The following is a 19274-nucleotide window of genomic DNA, read 5'->3' on the forward strand; positions in this document are numbered from 1 at the left end:
ACGCGCCTACCGCACCGGCAGGTCCCAGATCTCATCCGCGTATTCGCGGATGGTGCGGTCGGAGGAGAACCAGGCGACATTCGCCGTGTTCAGCACCGCGCTGCGCCACCACTCGGCCGGCTGCCCCCAGCGCTGCGCCACCTGCCGCTGCGTGGCGACATAGCTGGCGAAATCGGCGGTGACGAGGAAGTTGTCATGCGCCAGCAGCCCCTCCACCAGGGCACGGTAACGGTCCGGCTCCTCTGGCGAGAAGACGCCGGACGCGATGGCGTCCAGCACGCCGCGCAGCTCGTCATTGCCGGCGACGGCGGCGCGGGCATCGTAGCCATCCCGCCGCAGCGGCCCGGCTTCGCTGGCCCTCAGGCCGAAGATGAAGATGTTCTCAAGGCCGACCCGCTCACTGATCTCGATATTGGCGCCATCCAGCGTGCCGATGGTGAGGGCGCCGTTCAGCGCGAATTTCATGTTGCCGGTGCCCGAGGCCTCCAGCCCGGCGGTCGAGATCTGCTCGGACAGGTCGGCGGCGGGCATGATGCTCTCCGCCAGCGTCACGTTGTAGTTGGGGATGAAGACGACGCGCAGCAGGTCGCGCACCGTGGGGTCGCTGTTGATGACCTTGCCCACGTCATTGGCCAGGCGGATGATCAGCTTCGCCTGGTGGTAGCTGGGCGCCGCCTTGCCGGCGAAGATCTTCGTCTGCGGCACCCAGCTGCCCATGGGCTGGGCGCGCATCGAGTTGTACAGCGCGACCGTGTGCAGGATGTTCAGCAGCTGCCGCTTGTATTCGTGGATACGCTTGACCTGCACGTCGAAGAGGCTGGCGGGGTCGAGCATGACGCCCGTCCGCGCCCGCACCAGCCGGGTGAGGGACTCTTTCGCCTTGCGGCGTTGCGCGGCGAAGGCTCGCTGGAAGGCTGCGTCGCGCGCATAAGGCGCGAGATCGGCCAGCCGCTCCGGCTCGTCCAGCACCCGGGGACCGATGGTCTCCACGATCAGGCTGGTCAGGCCGGGATTGGCGCGCATCAGCCAGCGGCGGAAGGTGATGCCGTTGGTCTTGTTGGTGATGCGCCCCGGGCAGACACGGTCCAGCTCGGCGAAGACGGTGCTGCGCATCAACCCCGTGTGCAGGGCCGAGACGCCATTGATCTTGTGCGAGCCGACGAAGGCCAGATGGCCCATCCGCACGCGCCGCCCGTGATGCTCGTCGATCAGCGAGACGGCGGAGAGCAGCGCGTCATTCGCGCCCTGCTGCCGGGCCTTCTCCAGATGCCGCGCGTTGATCAGGTAGATGATCTGCATGTTGCGCGGCAGCAGCCGCTCCATCAGCGCGACGGGCCAGCTCTCCAGCGCCTCCGGCATCAGGGTGTGGTTGGTATAGGAGAAGGTGGCGCGGGCGATGTCCCAGGCCCTGTCCCATTCCACCCCCTGCACATCCACCAGCAGCCGCATCAGCTCCGCCACGCCGATGGCGGGGTGGGTATCGTTGAGCTGGACGGCCACCTTCTCGGCCAGGGTGGCGATATCGCCATACAGCCGGAGATGCCGCTGGATCAGGTCCTGCAGCGAAGCGGAGGCGAAGAAATATTCCTGTCGCAGCCGCAATTCCTGCCCGGCCGCATTCTCGTCGCCGGGATAGAGCACGCGGGAGATGGCCTCCGCCTGCATCCGCGTCAGCTGCGCGCCGACATGGTCGCCGCTGTTGAAGGCATCGAGATGCAGCGGGTCGGTGGCGCGGGCGGACCAGAGGCGTAGCGTATTCACCCAGTGGCCGCGCCACCCCACCACCGGCGTGTCATAGGCGATGGCGCGCACCACCTCGCCGGGGTGCCAGACCAGCCCGCCATCCGGGCGCCGCACGACATGCCCGCCGAAGCCGATGTCGTAGGTGATGCCGGACCGCTCGAACTCCCAGGGATTGCCGAGGGAGAGCCAATCCTCCGGCACTTCCATCTGCCGGCCATCCTGGATCAGCTGGCGGAAGAGCCCGTTCTCGTAGCGGATGCCGTAGCCGACGGCGGGGATGCCGATGCTGGCCATGCTTTCCATGAAGCAGGCGGCCAGGCGCCCGAGGCCGCCATTGCCCAGGGCCGCGTCCGGCTCCTGCGCGCAGACCTCCTCCAGATCGACGCCCACGCCATCCAGCGCCTGCCGCATGGCTTCCGTCAGGCCCAGATTGCCCAGCGCGTCAGAGAGCAGCCGGCCGATCAGGAACTCCATCGAAAGATAGCAGACGCGTTTATGGCCCTGCGCCACCGTTTCGTCGTTGGAGGCACGCCAGCGGTCCACGATGCGGTCACGAGTGGCGAGAGTGGCGGCCAGGAACCAGTCGCGCGCGCTCGCGCGCTCGGCGCGCCCGCCGACTTCGTAGGTCAGCTTGGACAGGATGTCCTGGCGCAGCGCCTCGGCTTCGGCGGTGATCTCCATCGCCATGCTGTCATCTGTCACGCGGCGAGATCCTCTCGTTCGGGCGGAGCCGCCCCGTCCCTATAATCCCCGCGTGTCGAGACTATGGCGTTTTGACGCCCGGGTCGCCGGAGCCGGGCCGTCCCGGCTCGGCTGCGGATGCGGCCGGTGCGGGGGAGCCTGACGGGGCCGGCAGCACCACAATAACGACGCTACGGGCCTCCCGGTTCTCGGTCCGGCGGCTGAAGCCGGGATTGCGGGCTTCGGCGCGGATACGGTCGCGCTCGATGCCATGGCTGACCGAGAGCATTTCCGCCACCTCCCGCGCCCGGCGGGCAGCCAGCTCGGTGGTGGTGCTCTGCCCCCCCTCCCGCGTGGCATGGCCGAGGACGCAGATATTGCGCCGGGGATCGGCGGCGGCGAGGGCGGCGGCGGCGGCCACGGGGGTGCGGGCGGCGGCGGCCGGCCGGGAGCTGCGGGCGGGGAAGGGCACCTCGAAGACGTCATCCTCCAGCTGCTCGGCGCCGATGCAGCGGAAATCGCGCGGCTGCCCCTGCGCCGGGGCGGCGGCCAGCAGCGGCAGGAGCAGCGGCAGGAGCAGGGGCAGCATGCGCTTGGTCATGGGGGGTGCGGACCTTCAGGCCGGGGCCAGCAGGCCGGCGCCGGTCAGGCGTTGCAGCAGGGTGGGCGCATCCACGCCGGGATGGGCGGCACGCAGCTCGGCCTCCGCCACATCGGGCCGGGACAGCAGCCAGGCCGTGGCCTCGGCCTCGGCGGGAAGCAGGGGCAGGGTGGCATTGGGGCCCTTCAGCTGCCATTCGGCGCCGCGCCGCACGGGCTTGGCGCCATTGACCAGCACGCGGAAGGTGGTGCCTTCGGCGGCTTCCTCCGGAATGCCGGGGGCGCCGGCCTGGGCCAGGCCACGGGCGGCCAGCAGGTCGTTGCCGCCACGGCGGTAGCGGTAATCCGCCACGAACTTGCCCAGCACATCCATTACCTTCGGGTCCCGCGTCAGTTCGGAAAGGCGCTGCCCGAGCTGGGCGGCGCGGCTGGTCAACGCGAAGCGGGCGGCGGCGGTTCCATCCTGGCGCGGCAGCGGCTGGCGGAAAGCGGCGTCGTAGATGGCGCGCTCCAGCAGGATGTTCATGAGGTCCATGCCCAGCGGCGCATGCACGCCATAGGCGATATGGACGGAGGCCGGTGCCTCGGCCAGGGCGTCATGGTACCAGCCGCGCGGCAGGTAGAGCAGGTCGCCGGTCTTCACCAGCACCTTGGCGCGCAGCTTGCCCTTGGCGCGGTCGTGGTGCTCCTGCCCCAGGCCCTTGAAGACGGGGTGGGCGATCGGCCACTCGGCGCGGCCTTCCCAGATGTTCCAGTATTTCTCGCCCTCGACCTGCACGGCCCAGACGTCATGCGTGTCGAAATGGGAATGGAAGGCCTTATGGCTCTGCCAGGAGATGTAGACATTGGCCTGGGCCTTGCCGAGGCCCGCCGCTTCCAGCGCATCCGAGACGCTGGCGAGGCCGGGGGAGAGGCTGTCCACGTCGTTCATGACGACCGAGGCGCCGCGGCCGACCCATTGCGCCACCAGCGCGGAATCCGGCTGCATCACGGGCGCCCCGTCGCGGCTGGTGGCGCGGGTGCAATACTGCTCCGGCGGCACCGCCACGCCCTCCCGCACCAGCTTCAGCGACTGGCTGGACCAGATATGCGTCTGGTCCAGCAGCCGGTTGATGCCGCGCCAGGACAGCACCTGGGCGAATTTCGCCGGGCTGCCCGGGATGTGCAGGGGCTGCTTGTCATAGTACTCGGCGAAGAACTGTTCCGGCGTGATGGGCGCCAGGAGGTCGGCCAGCGTCATGCTCATGCCCTCAGCTTAGGGTTGGATGCTGCCCCTTGAGAATGCGCCACCTGCATGAATTTACGAGCCACTGCGTATCGAAGGCGCTTCCCTGGCTTGAAGCGGGACCGCTGCGGCCCGATCCTCAGCAGCAGTGATACGAACGTCAGGGGACTGATGATGCCGGAAGGATTGAGCGGTGCCGCCACCAGTGAGGGTGGAGCCCGTGCCGAGTTGCTGCGCGCGGCGGCGGAGACGCTGCGGCGCCAGGCGCCGGCGCTGCCGGAGGATGCCGTCCTGCTGCTGCATCACCTGGCCGCTGCCCTGCCGACCGAGGAGCTGGCGGCCGAGCCGGCGGAGCGCCTCGCCGCCGCCGCCGCCAGCCTCTACGCCCATGCCGCGCAGCGCCGGCCGGGCGAGGCCAAGGTGCGCCTGACGCCGCCCGGGCCTGGCCGGGGCGGCGCGGCACTGGCGGAAATCGTCACGGACGACATGCCCTTCCTGGTGGACAGCGTGCTGGCGGCGCTGGCCCTCTCCGGCCGCAAGGTGCGGCGGCTGCTGCACCCCGTGCTGCGGGTGCGGCGGGATGCGGAGGGCCGGCTGCTCGGGCTCGGTGCGGCCGAGGGCAAGGCCGAGAGCATGATGCATGTGGAAATCGCCCCCGGCCTGCTGCGCCTGACCGGCGAGCACCGGGCGCCCGTAGAGAACTGGGAGGCGGTGGAGACCGCGCTGCGCCAGGCCATGGCCGATGTGCGGCTGGCCGTGACGGATTACCCGGCCATCCTCAAGCGGCTGGAGACGGCGGAGCGGGAAATCGCCGGCTCGGCCGAGGCCGCCCCGGCCCAGGCCTTCCTGCGCTGGATGGCCGAGGAGAATTTCGTCTGCCTCGGCCACCGCCTGCTGCGGCTGGAGCCGGAGGTGGCCGCCGAGGACGGGCTGGGCCTGCTGCGCGACGAATCCCTCCCGGTCTTCGACACGCTGCGCGACCTCAAGGCCATTCCCGCCGCCGTGCTGGCGCAGCTGCGGGACGGCGTGCCCCTGACCGTCGCCAAGGCCAATATGCGGGCGCGGGTGCACCGGCCGCAGCATGCGGATGTGGTGGCCACGCGCGTCTTCGGCGCCGATGGGCGGGTGGTGGCCATCCGCCTCTTCCTCGGCCTCTTCGCCGCCGCCGCCTATAACCGCAACCCCCGCAGCATCCCCTGGCTCTCCGCCAAGGTGGAGCGCATCCTGGCCGCCGCCGGCGTGGCCGGGGACAGCCATGACGGCCGCGCCCTGCGCAACATCCTCGACACCTGGCCGCGCGACGAGCTGTTCCAGGCCGATGAAGCCGCCATCCTCGATGGCGCCCGGCGGGCACTCGACCTCTCCATCCGTCCGCGCGCCGCGCTGGTGCTGCGGCGCGACCCCTTCGAGCGCTTCGTCTCCGCCATCGTCTGGCTGCCGCGGGACACCTTCGACACGCGGCTGCGGGAGGCGGTGGGCGGCATCCTCGCGCGCGCCTTCGGCGGCCGGCTCTCGGCCTTCCATATCGCGCTGGGGGACGGGCCGCTGGCGCGGGTGCACTACGTGCTCGGTACCACCCCCGGCGCCGTGCCGGTTGTGGATGACGCCGCGCTGGAAGCCGCCATCGGCCAGGCCGCGCGCTCCTTCACCGACCGCCTGGCCGAGGCGCTGACCGCCGAGCTGGGCGAGGCGCGCGCGGCCGATACCCTGTCCCGCTGGTCCGATGCCTTCTCGGGCTTCTACGCCGCCCATACCGGCACCACGACGGCGGTGGCGGATATCCAGATGGCGGAGGCGGCGCTGGCCAGCGGCCATCCCAGCGCGCGGCTGGAACGCGCGCCGGGTGCCGGGCCGCGCGTGCTGTCGCTGCGGCTGGCCAATCCCGGCGGCCCGCTGCCGCTGGCCGATGTGCTGCCGCTGTTCGAGAGCCTGGACCTGCGTGCCATCGAGGAGACGCCGCACAACCTCTCCCTCCCGGGCGGCAGCCGTGTGGTGCTGCATGTCTTCGCGCTGGAAGCCGGCGCCGATCTCACGGAGGCGCGCTTCCCGGCAATGCTGGAGGCGCTCTCCGCCCTGCTGGAAGGGCGGGCGGAGGCCGACGGCTTCAACCGTCTGGTGGCCCGCGCCGGCCTCTCCTGGCGTGAGGCCTGGCTGTTGCGCGCCCTCTTCCGCTGGCTGAAGCAGGTGGGCTTCGCCTTCGCGCAGGGCTCGGTGGAAGCCGCGCTGGCGGCGGAGCCGCGCGCCGCGCGGTTGCTGGTCGCGCTGTTCCAGTCCCGTTTCGATCCCGCCCGCCCCCGCGAGGCCCAGGCCGAGCAGGCCATCGAGGCCGAATGGTCGGCGCTGATGGAGCAGATCGAGGATCCGGATGCCGACCGCATCTTCTCCCGCCTGCGGCTGGTGCTGGATGCGGTGCTGCGCACCAATTTCCATCAGGACAAGCCCTATCTCTCGCTGAAGATCGACAGTGCCGCGGCCGGCGAGATGCCGAGCCCGCGCCCCTGGCGCGAGATTTTCGTGCATGCCCCCCACATGGAGGGCTGCCATCTGCGCGCCGGCGCGGTGGCGCGCGGCGGCATCCGCTGGTCCGACCGGCGGGAGGATTTCCGCACGGAGATCCTGGGGCTGATGAAGGCGCAGCGGCTGAAGAACGCCGTCATCGTGCCGACCGGCGCCAAGGGCGGCTTCGTCCTCAAGGGCCATGTGCCGCCGGCCAGCGACCGCGAGGCTTTCATGGCCACCGGCATCGCCGCCTATACGACGCTGATCCGCGGCATGCTGGACATCACCGACAACCTGCGCGGCGAGGAGGTGGTGCCGCCGCCCGACCTGGTGCGGCGCGATGGAAACGATCCCTATATCGTTGCCGCCGCCGACAAGGGCACGGCCAAGTTCAGCGACCTCGCCAACAGTCTGGCGCAGGAATACGGCTTCTGGCTGGGCGATGCCTTCGCCAGCGGCGGCAGCCAGGGCTACGACCACAAGGCCATGGGCATCACCGCCCGCGGCGCCTGGGTGATGATCGCCCGCCACTTCGCCGAGTTCGGCCACGACATCCAGGCCGAACCCTTCAGCTGCGTCGGCGTGGGCGACATGTCCGGTGACGTCTTCGGCAACGGGCTGCTGGTCTCGAGGCAGACGAAGCTGATCGCGGCCTTTGATCACCGCCACATCTTCATCGACCCCGATCCGGACCCCGCGACCAGCTATGAGGAGCGCGCCCGCCTCTTCGCGCTGCCGCGTTCCTCCTGGGCCGATTACGACGTGCGCAAGGTGAGCGAGGGCGGTGGCGTCTATCCGCGCAATGCCCGCTTCATCCCCCTCTCCGACCGCGCGCGGGAGGTGCTGGGGATCGAGGAGCAGAAGCCGGACCCCGCCACCGTCATGCGCGCCATCCTGCGCGCGCCCGTGGACCTGCTCTATTTCGGCGGCATCGGCACCTACATCAAAGCCGGCACGGAGACCCAGGCCGAGGCCGGGGACCGCGCCAACGACGCCATCCGCATCGACGGGCGGGAAGTTCGGGTGCGCGTGATCGGGGAGGGCGCCAACCTGGGCGTCACCCAGGCCGGCCGCATCGAGGCCGCGCGCCAGGGTGCGGGCGGCGCCGGGGTGAAGCTGAACACCGACGCGCTGGACAATTCGGCCGGTGTCTCCACCTCCGACCATGAGGTGAACATCAAGATCCTGCTGGCGGACGTGCAGGCTGCCGGCGCCATCACCCCGCAGCGCCGCGATGCCTTGCTGCGGGAGATGACGGATGAGGTCGCGGCCCTGGTGCTGCGGGACAATTCCGAGCAGTCCCTGGCCATCAGCCTGGAGGAAGCGGCGGGGGCGGAGGCGCTGCCCGCCCATGCGGCGCTGATCGCCCGGCTGGAATCCGTGGGCCTGCTGGACCGTGCCGTGGCCGGCCTGCCCGATGCCGGCGTCATCGCCGACCGTGCCGCCGCCGGGGAAGGGCTGTGCCGGCCCGAGCTGGCTGCACTGCTGCCCTTCACAAAGCTCTGGCTGACCGAGGCGATCGAGGCCAGCACGCTGCCGGACGACCCGGCCCTGGCGCCGCTGCTGCAGGCCTATTTCCCGCAGCCGCTGCAACGGGAATTCCCGGAGGCCATCGCCCGCCACCGGCTGCGCAGGGAACTGCTGGCGACCATCCTGGCCAATCTGGTGGCCAACCGCCTGGGCCCGGCAGAGCTGGCACGGCTGGCCACCGGCACGGAGCCGGCCGAGGTGGTGCGCGCCGCCATCCTGGCCGACCGCCTGCTGGGGCTGGATGCCGCGGCCCAGGCCGCCGATGCGGCGCCCGCCCCCGCCACCGCGCGGCGGGATGCGGCGCTGGCCATCCGCCAGCTGCATGCCGCCGTGGCGCGGGACCTGCTCAGCCTGCCCGGCCAGGGTGGGCTGGAGGAGGACCTCGCCGCCCTGCGCCCGGGGATCGATGCCCTGGCCGCGGCCGAGATGGAAGCCGCTGCCGGTGATCCCACCGCCAGCGCCCTGCAGGCGGCAGGCCTGCCGGAACAGGTGGCGCGCCTGGCCGCCGCCGCGCCCTCGCTGGAGGCCGCGCCCGCCATCGTGCGGCTGGCCGCCACCGCCGGTGTGTCGCCGGCCCAGGCCGGTGCCGCCTGGCATCAGGCAGGGGAGGCTTTCCACCTGCCGGCCCTGCGCCTTTCGGTTAGTCAGGCCACGGCCCCCGGTCCCTTCGGGGCTCGTGCCAAGGCGGCGCTGCTGGACGACCTGACGGCATTGCAAGCCCGGCTGGCGGTGGCGCAACTGCGCGGCACCGCCTTGCCGGATGCCGAGGCCGTGGCACGCACGGCACAGGAAGCCTCCGCCCGGCCGGATCTGGCGGCGGTGACGGTGGCGGTGCGGGAGATCGGGCGGATCCTCGGCTGATCGGGCGTGGCCAGGGGCTCTGCCCCTGGACCCTGGCAGAGGGCTCTGCCCTCTGCACTCCCGCCGGGGTGGAAACTCCACCCCGGACCCCGGTTCGGGTTTTGCCGGGTGCTTCGGCTCCCCGGCGCGGCGATGCCCGTCAGCGTTCAAGATCTTCGAAAAAGGCCGCGCGAGCTGAGGCCGCAGGCGCCGGAGGTCATCGACCTCCGGCGCACCCGACCCTGCCCCCTGCGCCAGACGGACGGCGGGGGGCTGGGGTGACACTGTCACCTCAGCGGGGAGGTCTGGAGGGGCAGTGCCCTCCGGCGTCTGGCCCGTGAGAAACCCCAAGCCTTGCCCTGGCTTTTCCCTCTGGTCCTGACCGGGCACACTCCCGCGGATCACCACGAAGGATGAGCCGATGTCGCGAAAGGCCTGGGCCTGGGCGTTCTATGACTGGGCCAATAGCGCCTTTCCCACGGTCGTCTCCACCTTCGTCATTGCCGCCTATGTCGCGCAGGGCGTGGCGGCGGACCCGGCCACGGGGCAGGCCATGTGGGGCTGGATGCAGACGCTGGCGGGCATCGCCATCGCGTTGCTCTCCCCCGTGCTGGGGGCGGTGGCGGATGCGGGCGGGCGGCGGCGGTTGATGCTGCTGGCCTGCATCCTCTTCACGGCCTTCTTCACCGCACTGATCTGGTTCACCGAGCCGCAGCCGCAGGATGCGGTCTGGGCGCTGGTCTGCGTCGGCCTGGCGACGGTGGGGTTCGAGCTGGGGACGGTCTTCTACAATTCCATGCTGCCGCAGGTGGCGCCGCCGGAGCGGCTGGGGCGGGTGTCCGGCCTGGCCTGGGGGCTGGGCTATGCGGGCGGGCTGGCTTGCCTGGCGGTCTGCCTGCTGCTGCTGGTGCTGCCCGATCCCTCGCCGCTGGGACTGGACCGGGGGCAGGCGGAGCATGTCCGCGCCACGGCGCTGCTCGTGGCGGCCTGGATGCTGTTCTTCGGCTGGCCGGTGCTGCTGGCCCTGCCGGACCCGCCCCCACCGCGCCCACGCTGGGGGGAAGCGGCGCGGCGTGGGCTGGCCGAGATCGGCGGCGTGCTGCGCGGCCTGCCACGGCACCCCGCCATGGCGCGCTTTCTGGTGGCGCGGCTGTTCTATACGGACGGGCTGAACACGCTCTTCGCCTTCGGCGCCATCTATGCCGCGGGCGTCTTCGGCATGAAGTTTGAGGAGATCCTGCTCTTCGGCATCGCGCTGAATGTCACGGCCGGGCTCGGGGCCGCCGGCTTCGGGATGCTGGAGGACCGGATAGGGGCGAAGCGCACTATCCTGGTGGCGCTGGGCTGCATCATCGTGATCGGCCTGGGCCTGGTGCTGGTGCAGAGCAAGACGGTGTTCTGGGGGCTGGCCATGGTCCTGGGGCTGTTCATGGGGCCGGCGCAATCGGCTTCCCGCAGCCTCATGGCGGCCCTGGCGCCGCCGCGGGAGGCTTCCGCCTATTTCGGCCTTTTCGCGCTCTCGGGGCGCATCACCGGCTTCCTGGGGCCGGCCACCCTGGCGGCGGTGACGGCCATGACAGGCAGTCAGCGCCTGGGCATTGCGACCGTGCTGGTCTTCCTGGCACTGGGAGCGGCCATCCTGGCGACGATGCAGGTGCCGGCGCCAAGGCGCTGATGGGTGTTGTCAGTCCATCTGTCAGATGGCATCCCATCTAATGGGATCGCATTTATTAGGAGCGCCGCCATGTCCCAGGACCTCCTCCGTGGCCGGTTGCCGATGCTGATCGGCCATGCGGCGCGGCAATGGCGTCGCGCCCTGGACCGCCGCCTGCAGCCCTTCGGCTTGTCCGAGGCCACCTGGCGGCCGCTGCTCCACCTCTCCCGCGCGCAGGCGCCGATGCGGCAGAAGGAGCTGGCGGCCTCGCTGGGGCTCGACGGCTCCTCCGTCGTGCGGCTGCTGGATGCCTTGCAGGCCGCCGGCTTCATCGAGCGGCGGGAGGAGGAGGCCGACCGCCGCGCCCGCGCCATCGTGCTGATGCCAGCCGGCCATGCCATCGTCGCGCAGGTCGAGGCGGTGGCGCGTCAGGTTCGCGACGCCACCCTGGCCTGCCTCTCCGAGCAGGAGATCGGGACGGCGCATGACGTGCTCGACCGCATCTGCCGCACCCTTTCCGAAGCGGCGGAGGAAGCCGCGCCATGACCGCGCATGCGGGGGCGGAGGCGACCGAGGTGCCGGCGGCGCCCCGGCCGCATGTGCCGCTCTGGTTGCTGGCGCTGCTGACCTTCAGCGGCACCGTGGCCATGCATATCTTCGTGCCGGCACTGCCGTCGGCGGGCCGAGACCTGGGCGCCAGTGCCGGGGCGATGCAGATGACGGTCAGCCTCTACATCCTTGGGCTGGCCTTCGGGCAGCTCGTCTATGGGCCACTGTCGGACCGCTATGGCCGCCGCCCCGTGCTGATGATCGGGCTGACGCTCTATACCCTCTCCGGCCTCGCCGCGGCCCTCGCGCCGGACGCGCAGGCGCTGATCGCGGCAAGGCTGTTCCAGGCACTGGGGGGTTGCGCCGGGCTTGTGCTGGGCCGCGCCATCGTGCGCGACTTGGCGGGGCCGCAGGAGGCCGCGCGCCGGCTGGCACTGATGAACCTGATGGTGACGCTGGGGCCGGGGCTGGCGCCGCTGCTGGGCGGTGCCATGGCGTCCTCCATGGGCTGGCGCTCGATCTTCGTGCTGCTCTGCGGGCTGGGCGCCGTCAATTTCCTCTTCGCCTGGCGCATGCTGCCGGAGACGGGGCGGCGGGCAGCCAACTTGGGCGGCACGACGCTGATGCGGAACTATCTGCGCCTGCTCCGCTCCCCGACCTTCCTGGGCTATGCGCTGGGCGGCGGCTGCGCGACGACCTCGATGTATGCCTTCATCGCCTCAGCTCCCTTCATCTTCGTCAATGAGCTGCGCCGCCCGGCCGAGGAGGTAGGCATCTATCTCGCCATCATGATCGGCGGCGTCTGGCTGGGCAGCGTGCTGGCCAGCCGGCTGATGAGTGGGGCGGCGATCGGGCGGGTCATGGTGCGCGCCAATCTGCTGAGCCTGCTGGGGGCCGCGCTCTTCCTGGGGGCGGCGCTGTCGGGGCGGTTGAGTGTCGCCTGGGCGGTGGCGCCGATCTTCATCTTCACGCTCGGCGCCGGCATCGCCAGCCCGGCGGCGCTGACCCAGGCCATCGGCGTCAATCCGCAGGTCATCGGCTCGGCCTCCGGCCTCTATGGCTTCATACAGATGGCGGTGGGTGCGATCTGCACGGCACTGGCCGGGATCGGTGGCGATCCGGCACTGGCGGCGGGGTTGGTACTGGTGGGCTCGGGGCTGGTCGCGCAGCTGGGCTTCTGGGTGGCGATGCGCGAGACGGGCGTGACGGCGCGGCGGGAGCCGGCCTGAGCACCGTCCGGGCCCGGCTTTGAGCCCGTCCCTTCAGCGGAGGTGGCATGGCGGCAACCTGGAACCCTGCCGTATCACGGCCTCGTGCCGCCGCTGGAACTCAGGCCCCACCACGCCGGAACAGACGGGCGAGCCAGGCGCGGAAGCCACCCTGGCCACGCGTGCGACCGATACGCTGCTGCGCCACATGCGGTCGGGGAAAGCTGGGGGGGATGGCGGAGGCGAGGGTGTGCCGCCCGCTATCCTGCGCCGCGACCAGCCTGGCCTCCAGCGCGGCCACCTGCGCCACCGGGGAAGGCGGGTTGGTGGCGGCCAGGCTCTCGGCGGTGGCGGCGGCATCGGCCCAGGCCCCGGCCCGCCGGAGCGCATCGATCACCCGCACCGTCTGTTCGGCATCCAGTGGCGGGCCGCTACGCCAGAGCGCCACGGCATCCAGGCGCCATTCCGAGGCGAGGTCCGGGCGGTTCATGTCATCGGCCACCCAGGCGGCATGCAGCGTGGCTTCGGCCCCCGCATGCAGGGCGCCCGTTTCCTCCAGCACATGCGCCCAGGCCAGGAAGCGGCGGGCCAGCGGGGGATAGCTGGTCTCCGCCACCAGAGCACGGAAAGGGGCGGCGGCCACGGCCTCGGCGGCGGCGGGATGGGCGCGGGCGATGTCCGGCGCGGCATAGGCGCAATGCGGGCATTGCTGCAGCCAGCGGGCCATGGTGCCGCGCAGCGGCTCGCCCGGCCGCAGGTCGAGATCCGGCGCCTGCTCGGGCGGGCCGGGCCGGAAGGGTGGTTGCCGGCTTTCGCCGCCGCAGACGGCGCAACGCACGGAGCCGGCCGCTTGGCCCGCCTCCGACCCGGTGGAGGAAGAGGAACTCGCCATTCGCCTCAAGTTAGGCACGAAGCCCGCCCGCGCGAAGGGGCCGCGGGCGAACTGACGCAATAATCCGCGCCGGGAGGTTGCTCCCAGGGGTTCCGCGGGCCTGCGGCCGGGCCATCCTGTTGCGTGGACGGGCCGGGCCGGGCCACACTCCGGCATGCCCCGCGGAGACCTCTTTCCCGACATCGCGCCCTATGAAACGGGCCTGCTGCCGCTTTCCGGCGGGCACGTCATGTATTGGGAACAGGCGGGTAACCCGCGTGGCCAGCCCGTGCTCTTCCTGCATGGAGGGCCGGGGGCGGGGGCCGGGGCCGTGCACCGCCGCTTCTTCGACCCGCAGCAATGGCGCATCATCATCTTCGACCAGCGCGGCGCCGGCCGCTCCCGCCCGCTGGGAGAATTGCGGGATAATACCACCCCGCATCTGGTGCGGGATATCGAACTGCTCCGGAATTTCCTGGGCGTGGAGCAGTGGCTGCTCTTCGGTGGCTCCTGGGGCTCGACCCTGGCGCTGGCCTATGCCCAGGCGCATCCGGAGAGGGTGACGGGCTGCGTGCTGCGCGGCGTCTTCCTGGGCCGGAAGCGGGAGGTGGAGTGGTTCCTCTACGGCCTCCGCCGCGTCTTCCCGGATGCCTGGACCGAATTCGCCGAGCATGTGCCGGAAGCCGAGCGGGGGGATCTGCTCGGTGCCTATCTGCGGCGGCTCTGCCACCCCGAGCCGGAGGTGCACCTGCCCGCCGCCCGGGCCTGGAGCCAGTATGAGGGCATGTGCAGCACCCTGCTGCCCAGCCCGGACACCGTGGCCAGCTTCGCCCAGGACCGCTCGGCCCTGGGGCTGGCGCGGATCGAGGCGCACTACTTCGCCAATGACCTTTTCCTGCCCCCGGAGGGGCTGCTGGGGGGCATGGGAAGGATCGCGCATATTCCGGCCGAGATCATCCAGGGCCGCTACGACATGGTCTGCCCCGCGGAATCCGCCTTTGACCTGGCAGCCGCCTGGCCACGGGCACGGCTGACCGTGATTCCCGATGCCGGGCACTCGGCGCTGGAGCCCGGGGTGAGGATAGCCCTGGTGGCGGCGGTAGAGCGCTTCCGGCGCCGTAGCTGAAGCCACGGCGAAGGACTGTGGACCGGCGGGCGCGGGAAGGTTAAACCCTTCCCGCTGGAGTCTCCGTAGCTCAGCAGGATAGAGCACAGGATTCCTAATCCTGGGGCCGTGGGTTCGAATCCCGCCGGGGACACCAGCTTCCTCTTGAGAAATGCTCTCCGGACGGGGAGCTACCGCTCAGAAGCCCAGGTTCCGCCTGGATTGGCATAAGGACCTGGGGAGAGCCGAGGTCGGAGAAGGCCGGAATTCTCTCTCCAAATGGCCTAATCTCTCCGAAGCTGGGGACTTAGCCGACTTCCTCTACAAGGTTTAAGTAACTGATCTAATTGCCTTTGCTCTGAGCCGAGGCCGGTGAGAGTTGAAGTTCGAATGCCTCCGCTGCTTAAAAATTTGGCGTGCCAGAATAGCAGGGAGCTAGCATACCGATGCTTCGAAGCCCGTCTGCTCCGCCAGTTCTCATGTGAGCCGTGCTCTCCGCCAGACCAATTGCCGCGCTGAGTGGCAGGTTTCCTGGGGTTTTTGGGGCAGACCTGTTGATCGATAGCGCGTGGAGACGGCGAGAATTCGCTCTCCGGAGGCCCCTTCTCTCCGGACCTCCTGACTTGGCCGTTTTAGTACGGAACTCAAAAACTTGGGTCAAAGGCCGGTTTCAGCGCGGTCGGCACTAGGTAGGGGACTCATTCAGATCCACTCTGTGACGGCGGCGATCAGCGCGAGTGAGGCCAGGTAGTTCTGGGCCAGGCGGTCGTAGCGGGTGGCGACGCGCCGCCAGTTCTTGAGGCGGCAGAACAGGCGCTCGATCTGGTTGCGGCGCCGATAGGCCTGGCGGTCGAGTGGGTAGGGCCTGGTGCGGGTCGCGGTGGAAGGGATGACGGCCTTGATGCGGCGCTCCTTGAGCCAGCGCCGCAGGCTTTCGGCGTCATAAGCCTTGTCTGCGATGAGGCACTTCGGTGCGGCCACGGCCCCGAGCAGTGGCAGCGCCATGCTGATGTCGGCGGTGTTGCCCGGCGTCAGCGCGAAAGCGACCGGTCGGCCGCGATCATCGGCCAGACAATGGATTTTCGAGGTGCGGCCGCCGCGCGAGCGGCCAACCGCCTGCGTCCACTCCCCCCTTTTCCACCCGCGGCCGAGCGGTGCGCCTTCACGTGGGAGCTGTCCAAGCTGAGTTCCTGAGGTATCTCGCCGGAGGCGGCCATCTTCGCGAACAGGCGCTGCCACAGACCACGTCCGGACCACCTGTTGAAGCGATTGTAGATGGTGGTCGGCGGACCGTAGGCCGCAGGCACATCGCGCCAGCGGCAGCCGGTCTTGAGCACGTGCAGGATGCCGCTGATCACCCGCCGGTCATCCACGCGGGGCTTGCCTGGCCTGCCGCGCGGCAGGTGTGGCTCAATGGCAGCCCAAGCCTCATCCGACAGCCAGAACAACCGCGCCATCTCAGCCTCCTGAGCCGTTCAAACCCGTTCAGGAGATAAAACACCAGCAGCGCCAATAAGTTGTATGGGTTCCCTACCTAGACCTCAGGAAATTGGATCCGCACGCCAGCGATCAACCGGTGCTGTCCGGGGCCGCCTTCCTGGCCTCCATCCTCTTGGCCGAGTGCCTCTGCAGCGCGCGACTGATCTGCTTGGCTGACCAGTATCCGCCGCGCGGCGCCGGGATGCCCTTCTCATTCAGGTCGGCCGCAACCCGGGTGCGCAGGTTCCCCCAGCGCCCGAAATACGGATAGCCCAGCAGATCCAGGTCGGTGGTGCCGACCCGGTGATTGCGCTGAAGGAAATCGACGATCTCCTTTACCACCATGTCATCCTTCTCGGCAGCGGTTAGGGTCCGCTTGGCGTTGGCCTTCCGGGTCTGTCCGAATCCACGCTCGCGCAACTCGACCATCTCCGCCTCGAGCCGGTCCATCCGCGCCTGCAACTGCGCGACCACCGCCTCCAACTGGCTCTGACGATCCATCGCCATGCGCACTGCCCTCCATCGCCAGCACCTGCGGACATTTCGTACGAATTGTCCATCTTAGCCTATACTTTGCTGTTGCGGAACGATTTCGCAGTGCCGATACTTCCGGCCGAGCCGCTACCGGAGGATCTCTTGCCCATGTCGCCGCTACCCCCGTACCCTCAAGCATCCTTGTCCTCCTTCGCATCACTGATTGCCCGTGCTGGCGTAGAAGCCGTCCGCAGCCCTGGGACGCTGGTCGGCGCCTCCGGTCGTGATCAGGTCTTCTACATCCCGTTCGAGCACGTCGAGCGTCGAGCCAAGCTGGTCCTGGTCGGCATCACGCCTGGTCCAGAGCAGCTGAAGCTCGCTTACGGGAAGGCGCAGATGCTGCTGCGCGTCGGGCGACCGCATGACGAGGTGCTGCGCCTGGTGAAGCCGCACGGCGCCTTTGGCGGCCAGATGCGCCCAGGCCTCTTGAAGATGCTCGGACATTTCGGCTTCGCGTCCCTGATGGGCGTGAAGGATGAACTAGAGTTCTGGGAAGGATCGCCGCACCTGCTGCACTCGACCTCGGTGGTGCCGCACGCGGCCTTCACCGGCGAGGACATGTTCAACGGCTCCTTCGAGGACGTCATGCGCTCCGCGGCGCTGCGCGAGTGCTTCGAACAGCACTTCCTCCCCGAGCTGGCGCTGCTGCCGCAAGAGGCGGTCTTCATCGCCCTCGGCCCGACGCCGCTGGACGCGCTGGATTACGCTGCGGCGCGCGGCCTCCTGGCCCCGGAGCGCATCCTCGGTGCCCTGGCGCACCCGTCCAAGAGCGGCGGCAGCCAGGTGGACGTCTATCTCGGCCTGCGGGATCCCTCGACGCTGCAGCCCCGCGATCCGGTACGCCACCGCGTGCCCCGACTGCTCGCCGCAGCCGAGCGGATGCGGATCTCGGTCGCCAGGCTCCGGGGGGAGGTGGTCACCCCTGCCGCGCCACCGTCGCCCGTGCCAGTGGTCATCCCGGCCCCGATGAGATCGGCTTCCACACCGCGCTTGGACCCCGCTCCGACGCCAAGGCCGATCGCGACATCCGGCGGCGCCAATAACCGGCTGCACGCCTTCGTCAAACGCGGCAAGAACAAGGGCATGAAGCTGGTGCCGCACATCTACGAGGACGGCTGCTACGTGGTCAGCCCGACTCGCTACGAGGAGGACTATATCCGCGTACCCGCCGACCAGCCCCTGGAGCGGTATCTGCAGCAGGGCCTGCGGCTGCGGATGAGCGCGCGCGTCCACGGCCATAGCCTGATCATGCCGGAGTCCATCTACGGAAGGGACGGGTAATCCGGCGCGAGAGGCGCCACCACACTGAGTTGCTGGCTGGCGTCCGTCGCGGGCGCCGCCTAGCACTACCTGGGCATTTTGTTTGCGTATGATCTGATGGTGTGCGACGCCTCCTGCTGGAGGCGACGATGATGACGAGCATCCTTGGTGGTGGAGCAGATCTGGATCGCTGGCTAGCGCCGTTCCTGGAGGTTCTGGGGCGCAAGACCCGCCGCACCTGGGCACCGCTCTACCTGCGGGGTCTGCTCGGACCCGGCGAGCGCAAGAGCCTGCAGCCGATGGCCGCCCGGCTTGGCTTGGGCGGCCACGACCAGCTGCAGCACTTCATCGCCAGCCCCGCCTGGGATGATGCGCCGCTGTGGTCGGTGCTGGCGCAGCAGGCCGACAAGCTGGTCGGCGGTCCGCAGGCTTGGCTGGTGATCGATGACACGGCGCTGCCTAAGAAAGGCACGATGTCAGTCGCGTGCTGCCGCAGTACTGCGGCCAACTCGGCAAGAAGGCCAATTGCCAATCGCTGGTGTCGCTCACCCTGGCACAGGGCGAGGTGCCTGTTCCGGTCGGTCTACGGCTGTTCCTGCCGGAGAAGTGGACCGATGACCCTGCACGCTGTGCCCAGGCAGGCGTGCCGGAGGCGGCGATGGCGCCGCGAACCAAGGCCGAAATCGCACTGGACGAACTCGACCGGCTGAGGGCGGCGGGCGTGCGGTTCGGCACTGTGCTGGCCGATGCGGGCTATGGCGCAAGTGCGGCGTTCCGGCAGGGCCTGGATGCTCGGGATCTGCGCTGGGCGGTGGGCATCCCGCGCAACCAGAAGGTCTACAGCGCCGCCGTGCAGCTGGTGCCGCCGCAGGGACGGGCTCGTAAGCCAGTGCCGAACGAAGAGCCAGCAGAGGCGGAGAGGGTGTTGGCCTCGCAAACCTGGCGCCGCATCGCCTGGCGGCAGGGTACCAAGGGCGCATTGGCGGCCCGGTTCGCCGCGGCGCGCATCCGGGTGGGCGACGGCGCGGTTTGGGGCAACAACCGGCATCTGCCGGGTGATGAAGCCTGGCTGGTCGGCGAATGGCGCTCTAGCGGCGAGCGGAAGTACTATCTGAGCAACCTGTCCGCCGACACACCGCTGCGGGCGCTGGCGGCCACCATCAAAGGACGCTGGATCTGCGAACAGGCGCACCAGCAGCTGAAGCAGGAACTCGGGCTCGGCCACTTCGAGGGACGGTCCTGGACAGGCCTGCACCGACACGCGTTGATGAGCTGCATCGCCTGTGCCTACCTGCAGCACCTCCGCCTCGCCGCGCACCGCCGGACGAGGCGGGGGGAAAATGCGGCCCCCAATGCCGGGCCCGCCACCCTCACCAAGCCTGCCCGCCGTGCGACGCGCCATTCTCGACCGCCTGTTCAGCCATCTCGTCACGCCGATCCGATGTCCGCACTGCCGACGCAGGTTCCTGTCACCTCATCATAAAATGCCCAGGTAG

At 69.9% G+C, this 19274-nt stretch carries 12 protein-coding genes, 1 tRNA gene and 1 pseudogene; 8 read left to right on the forward strand and 6 right to left on the reverse strand.

Features of this window, described 5'->3' with window-relative positions:
* Positions 1-6: 6 nt before the first annotated feature.
* The 3 genes from IAI58_RS03430 to IAI58_RS03440 all read right to left on the reverse strand — a co-directional run bounded on the left by IAI58_RS03430 (position 7) and on the right by IAI58_RS03440 (position 4270).
* Complete coding sequence (locus tag IAI58_RS03430) at positions 7-2445, reverse strand: glycogen/starch/alpha-glucan phosphorylase (protein ID WP_419555844.1); 2439 nt, start codon at positions 2443-2445, stop codon at positions 7-9.
* Between the two features lie 61 nt (positions 2446-2506).
* Positions 2507-3013, reverse strand: coding sequence for an OmpA family protein (locus tag IAI58_RS03435; RefSeq protein WP_207449930.1), 507 nt, complete (start codon positions 3011-3013; stop codon positions 2507-2509).
* 27 nt (positions 3014-3040) lie between these two features.
* Positions 3041-4270 carry a cupin domain-containing protein gene (locus IAI58_RS03440; protein ID WP_207449927.1) on the reverse strand — a complete coding sequence of 410 codons (1230 nt, stop codon included), beginning with the start codon at positions 4268-4270 and terminating at the stop codon, positions 3041-3043.
* A 165-nt stretch (positions 4271-4435) separates the two neighbouring features.
* On the opposite strand from IAI58_RS03440, the gene IAI58_RS03445 reads away from it, so the two are divergent.
* The 4 genes from IAI58_RS03445 (at position 4436) to IAI58_RS03460 (ending at position 12550) form a co-directional block, all read left to right on the forward strand.
* Positions 4436-9139: an NAD-glutamate dehydrogenase gene (locus IAI58_RS03445; RefSeq protein WP_237182618.1), complete on the forward strand. Its 4704-nt coding sequence runs from the start codon at positions 4436-4438 to the stop codon at positions 9137-9139.
* A gap of 400 nt (positions 9140-9539) precedes the next feature.
* Positions 9540-10793, forward strand: coding sequence for an MFS transporter (locus IAI58_RS03450; RefSeq protein WP_207449923.1), 1254 nt, complete (start codon positions 9540-9542; stop codon positions 10791-10793).
* Positions 10794-10862: 69 nt separating this feature from the next.
* Positions 10863-11318 (forward strand): MarR family winged helix-turn-helix transcriptional regulator, encoded by a 456-nt coding sequence (locus tag IAI58_RS03455; protein WP_207449921.1) that lies wholly within the window; start codon positions 10863-10865, stop codon positions 11316-11318.
* Positions 11315-12550, forward strand: coding sequence for a multidrug effflux MFS transporter (locus IAI58_RS03460; protein ID WP_207449919.1), 1236 nt, complete (start codon positions 11315-11317; stop codon positions 12548-12550). The genes IAI58_RS03455 and IAI58_RS03460 overlap by 4 nt, the downstream gene beginning before the upstream one ends.
* A 100-nt stretch (positions 12551-12650) precedes the next feature.
* On the opposite strand, the gene IAI58_RS03465 is transcribed toward IAI58_RS03460, so the two are convergent.
* On the reverse strand, positions 12651-13421 hold the full coding sequence (locus IAI58_RS03465) for a hypothetical protein (protein ID WP_207449917.1): 771 nt from the start codon (positions 13419-13421) through the stop codon (positions 12651-12653).
* A gap of 154 nt (positions 13422-13575) precedes the next feature.
* On the opposite strand from IAI58_RS03465, the gene pip reads away from it, so the two are divergent.
* Positions 13576-14526: a prolyl aminopeptidase gene (gene pip / locus IAI58_RS03470; protein WP_207449915.1), complete on the forward strand. Its 951-nt coding sequence runs from the start codon at positions 13576-13578 to the stop codon at positions 14524-14526.
* A 59-nt stretch (positions 14527-14585) separates the two neighbouring features.
* A tRNA-Arg gene (locus IAI58_RS03475) sits at positions 14586-14662 on the forward strand.
* A 545-nt stretch (positions 14663-15207) separates the two neighbouring features.
* On the opposite strand, the gene IAI58_RS03480 is transcribed toward IAI58_RS03475, so the two are convergent.
* Together IAI58_RS03480 and IAI58_RS03485 are read right to left on the reverse strand one after the other, a co-directional pair.
* A protein-coding gene (locus tag IAI58_RS03480) for an IS5 family transposase (protein WP_208776015.1) occupies positions 15208-15962 on the reverse strand; the annotation gives its coding sequence in 2 pieces (ribosomal slippage) (positions 15208-15629 and positions 15629-15962; 756 coding nt in all).
* Positions 15963-16074: 112 nt separating this feature from the next.
* Positions 16075-16491 carry a hypothetical protein gene (locus IAI58_RS03485; protein ID WP_207451537.1) on the reverse strand — a complete coding sequence of 139 codons (417 nt, stop codon included), beginning with the start codon at positions 16489-16491 and terminating at the stop codon, positions 16075-16077.
* A gap of 135 nt (positions 16492-16626) precedes the next feature.
* Here IAI58_RS03485 and IAI58_RS03490 point away from each other — a divergent pair, with 135 nt between their 5' ends.
* Both IAI58_RS03490 and IAI58_RS03495 read left to right on the forward strand, forming a co-directional pair.
* Positions 16627-17799: a hypothetical protein gene (locus IAI58_RS03490; RefSeq protein ID WP_207451539.1), complete on the forward strand. Its 1173-nt coding sequence runs from the start codon at positions 16627-16629 to the stop codon at positions 17797-17799.
* 131 nt (positions 17800-17930) lie between these two features.
* Positions 17931-19261 (forward strand): annotated as a pseudogene (locus IAI58_RS03495) (IS701 family transposase).
* Positions 19262-19274 lie beyond the last annotated feature (13 nt).

It is taken from the genome of Roseomonas marmotae, from assembly GCF_017654485.1.
In the GTDB taxonomy this organism is placed as follows: Bacteria; Pseudomonadota; Alphaproteobacteria; order Acetobacterales; family Acetobacteraceae; genus Pseudoroseomonas; species Pseudoroseomonas marmotae.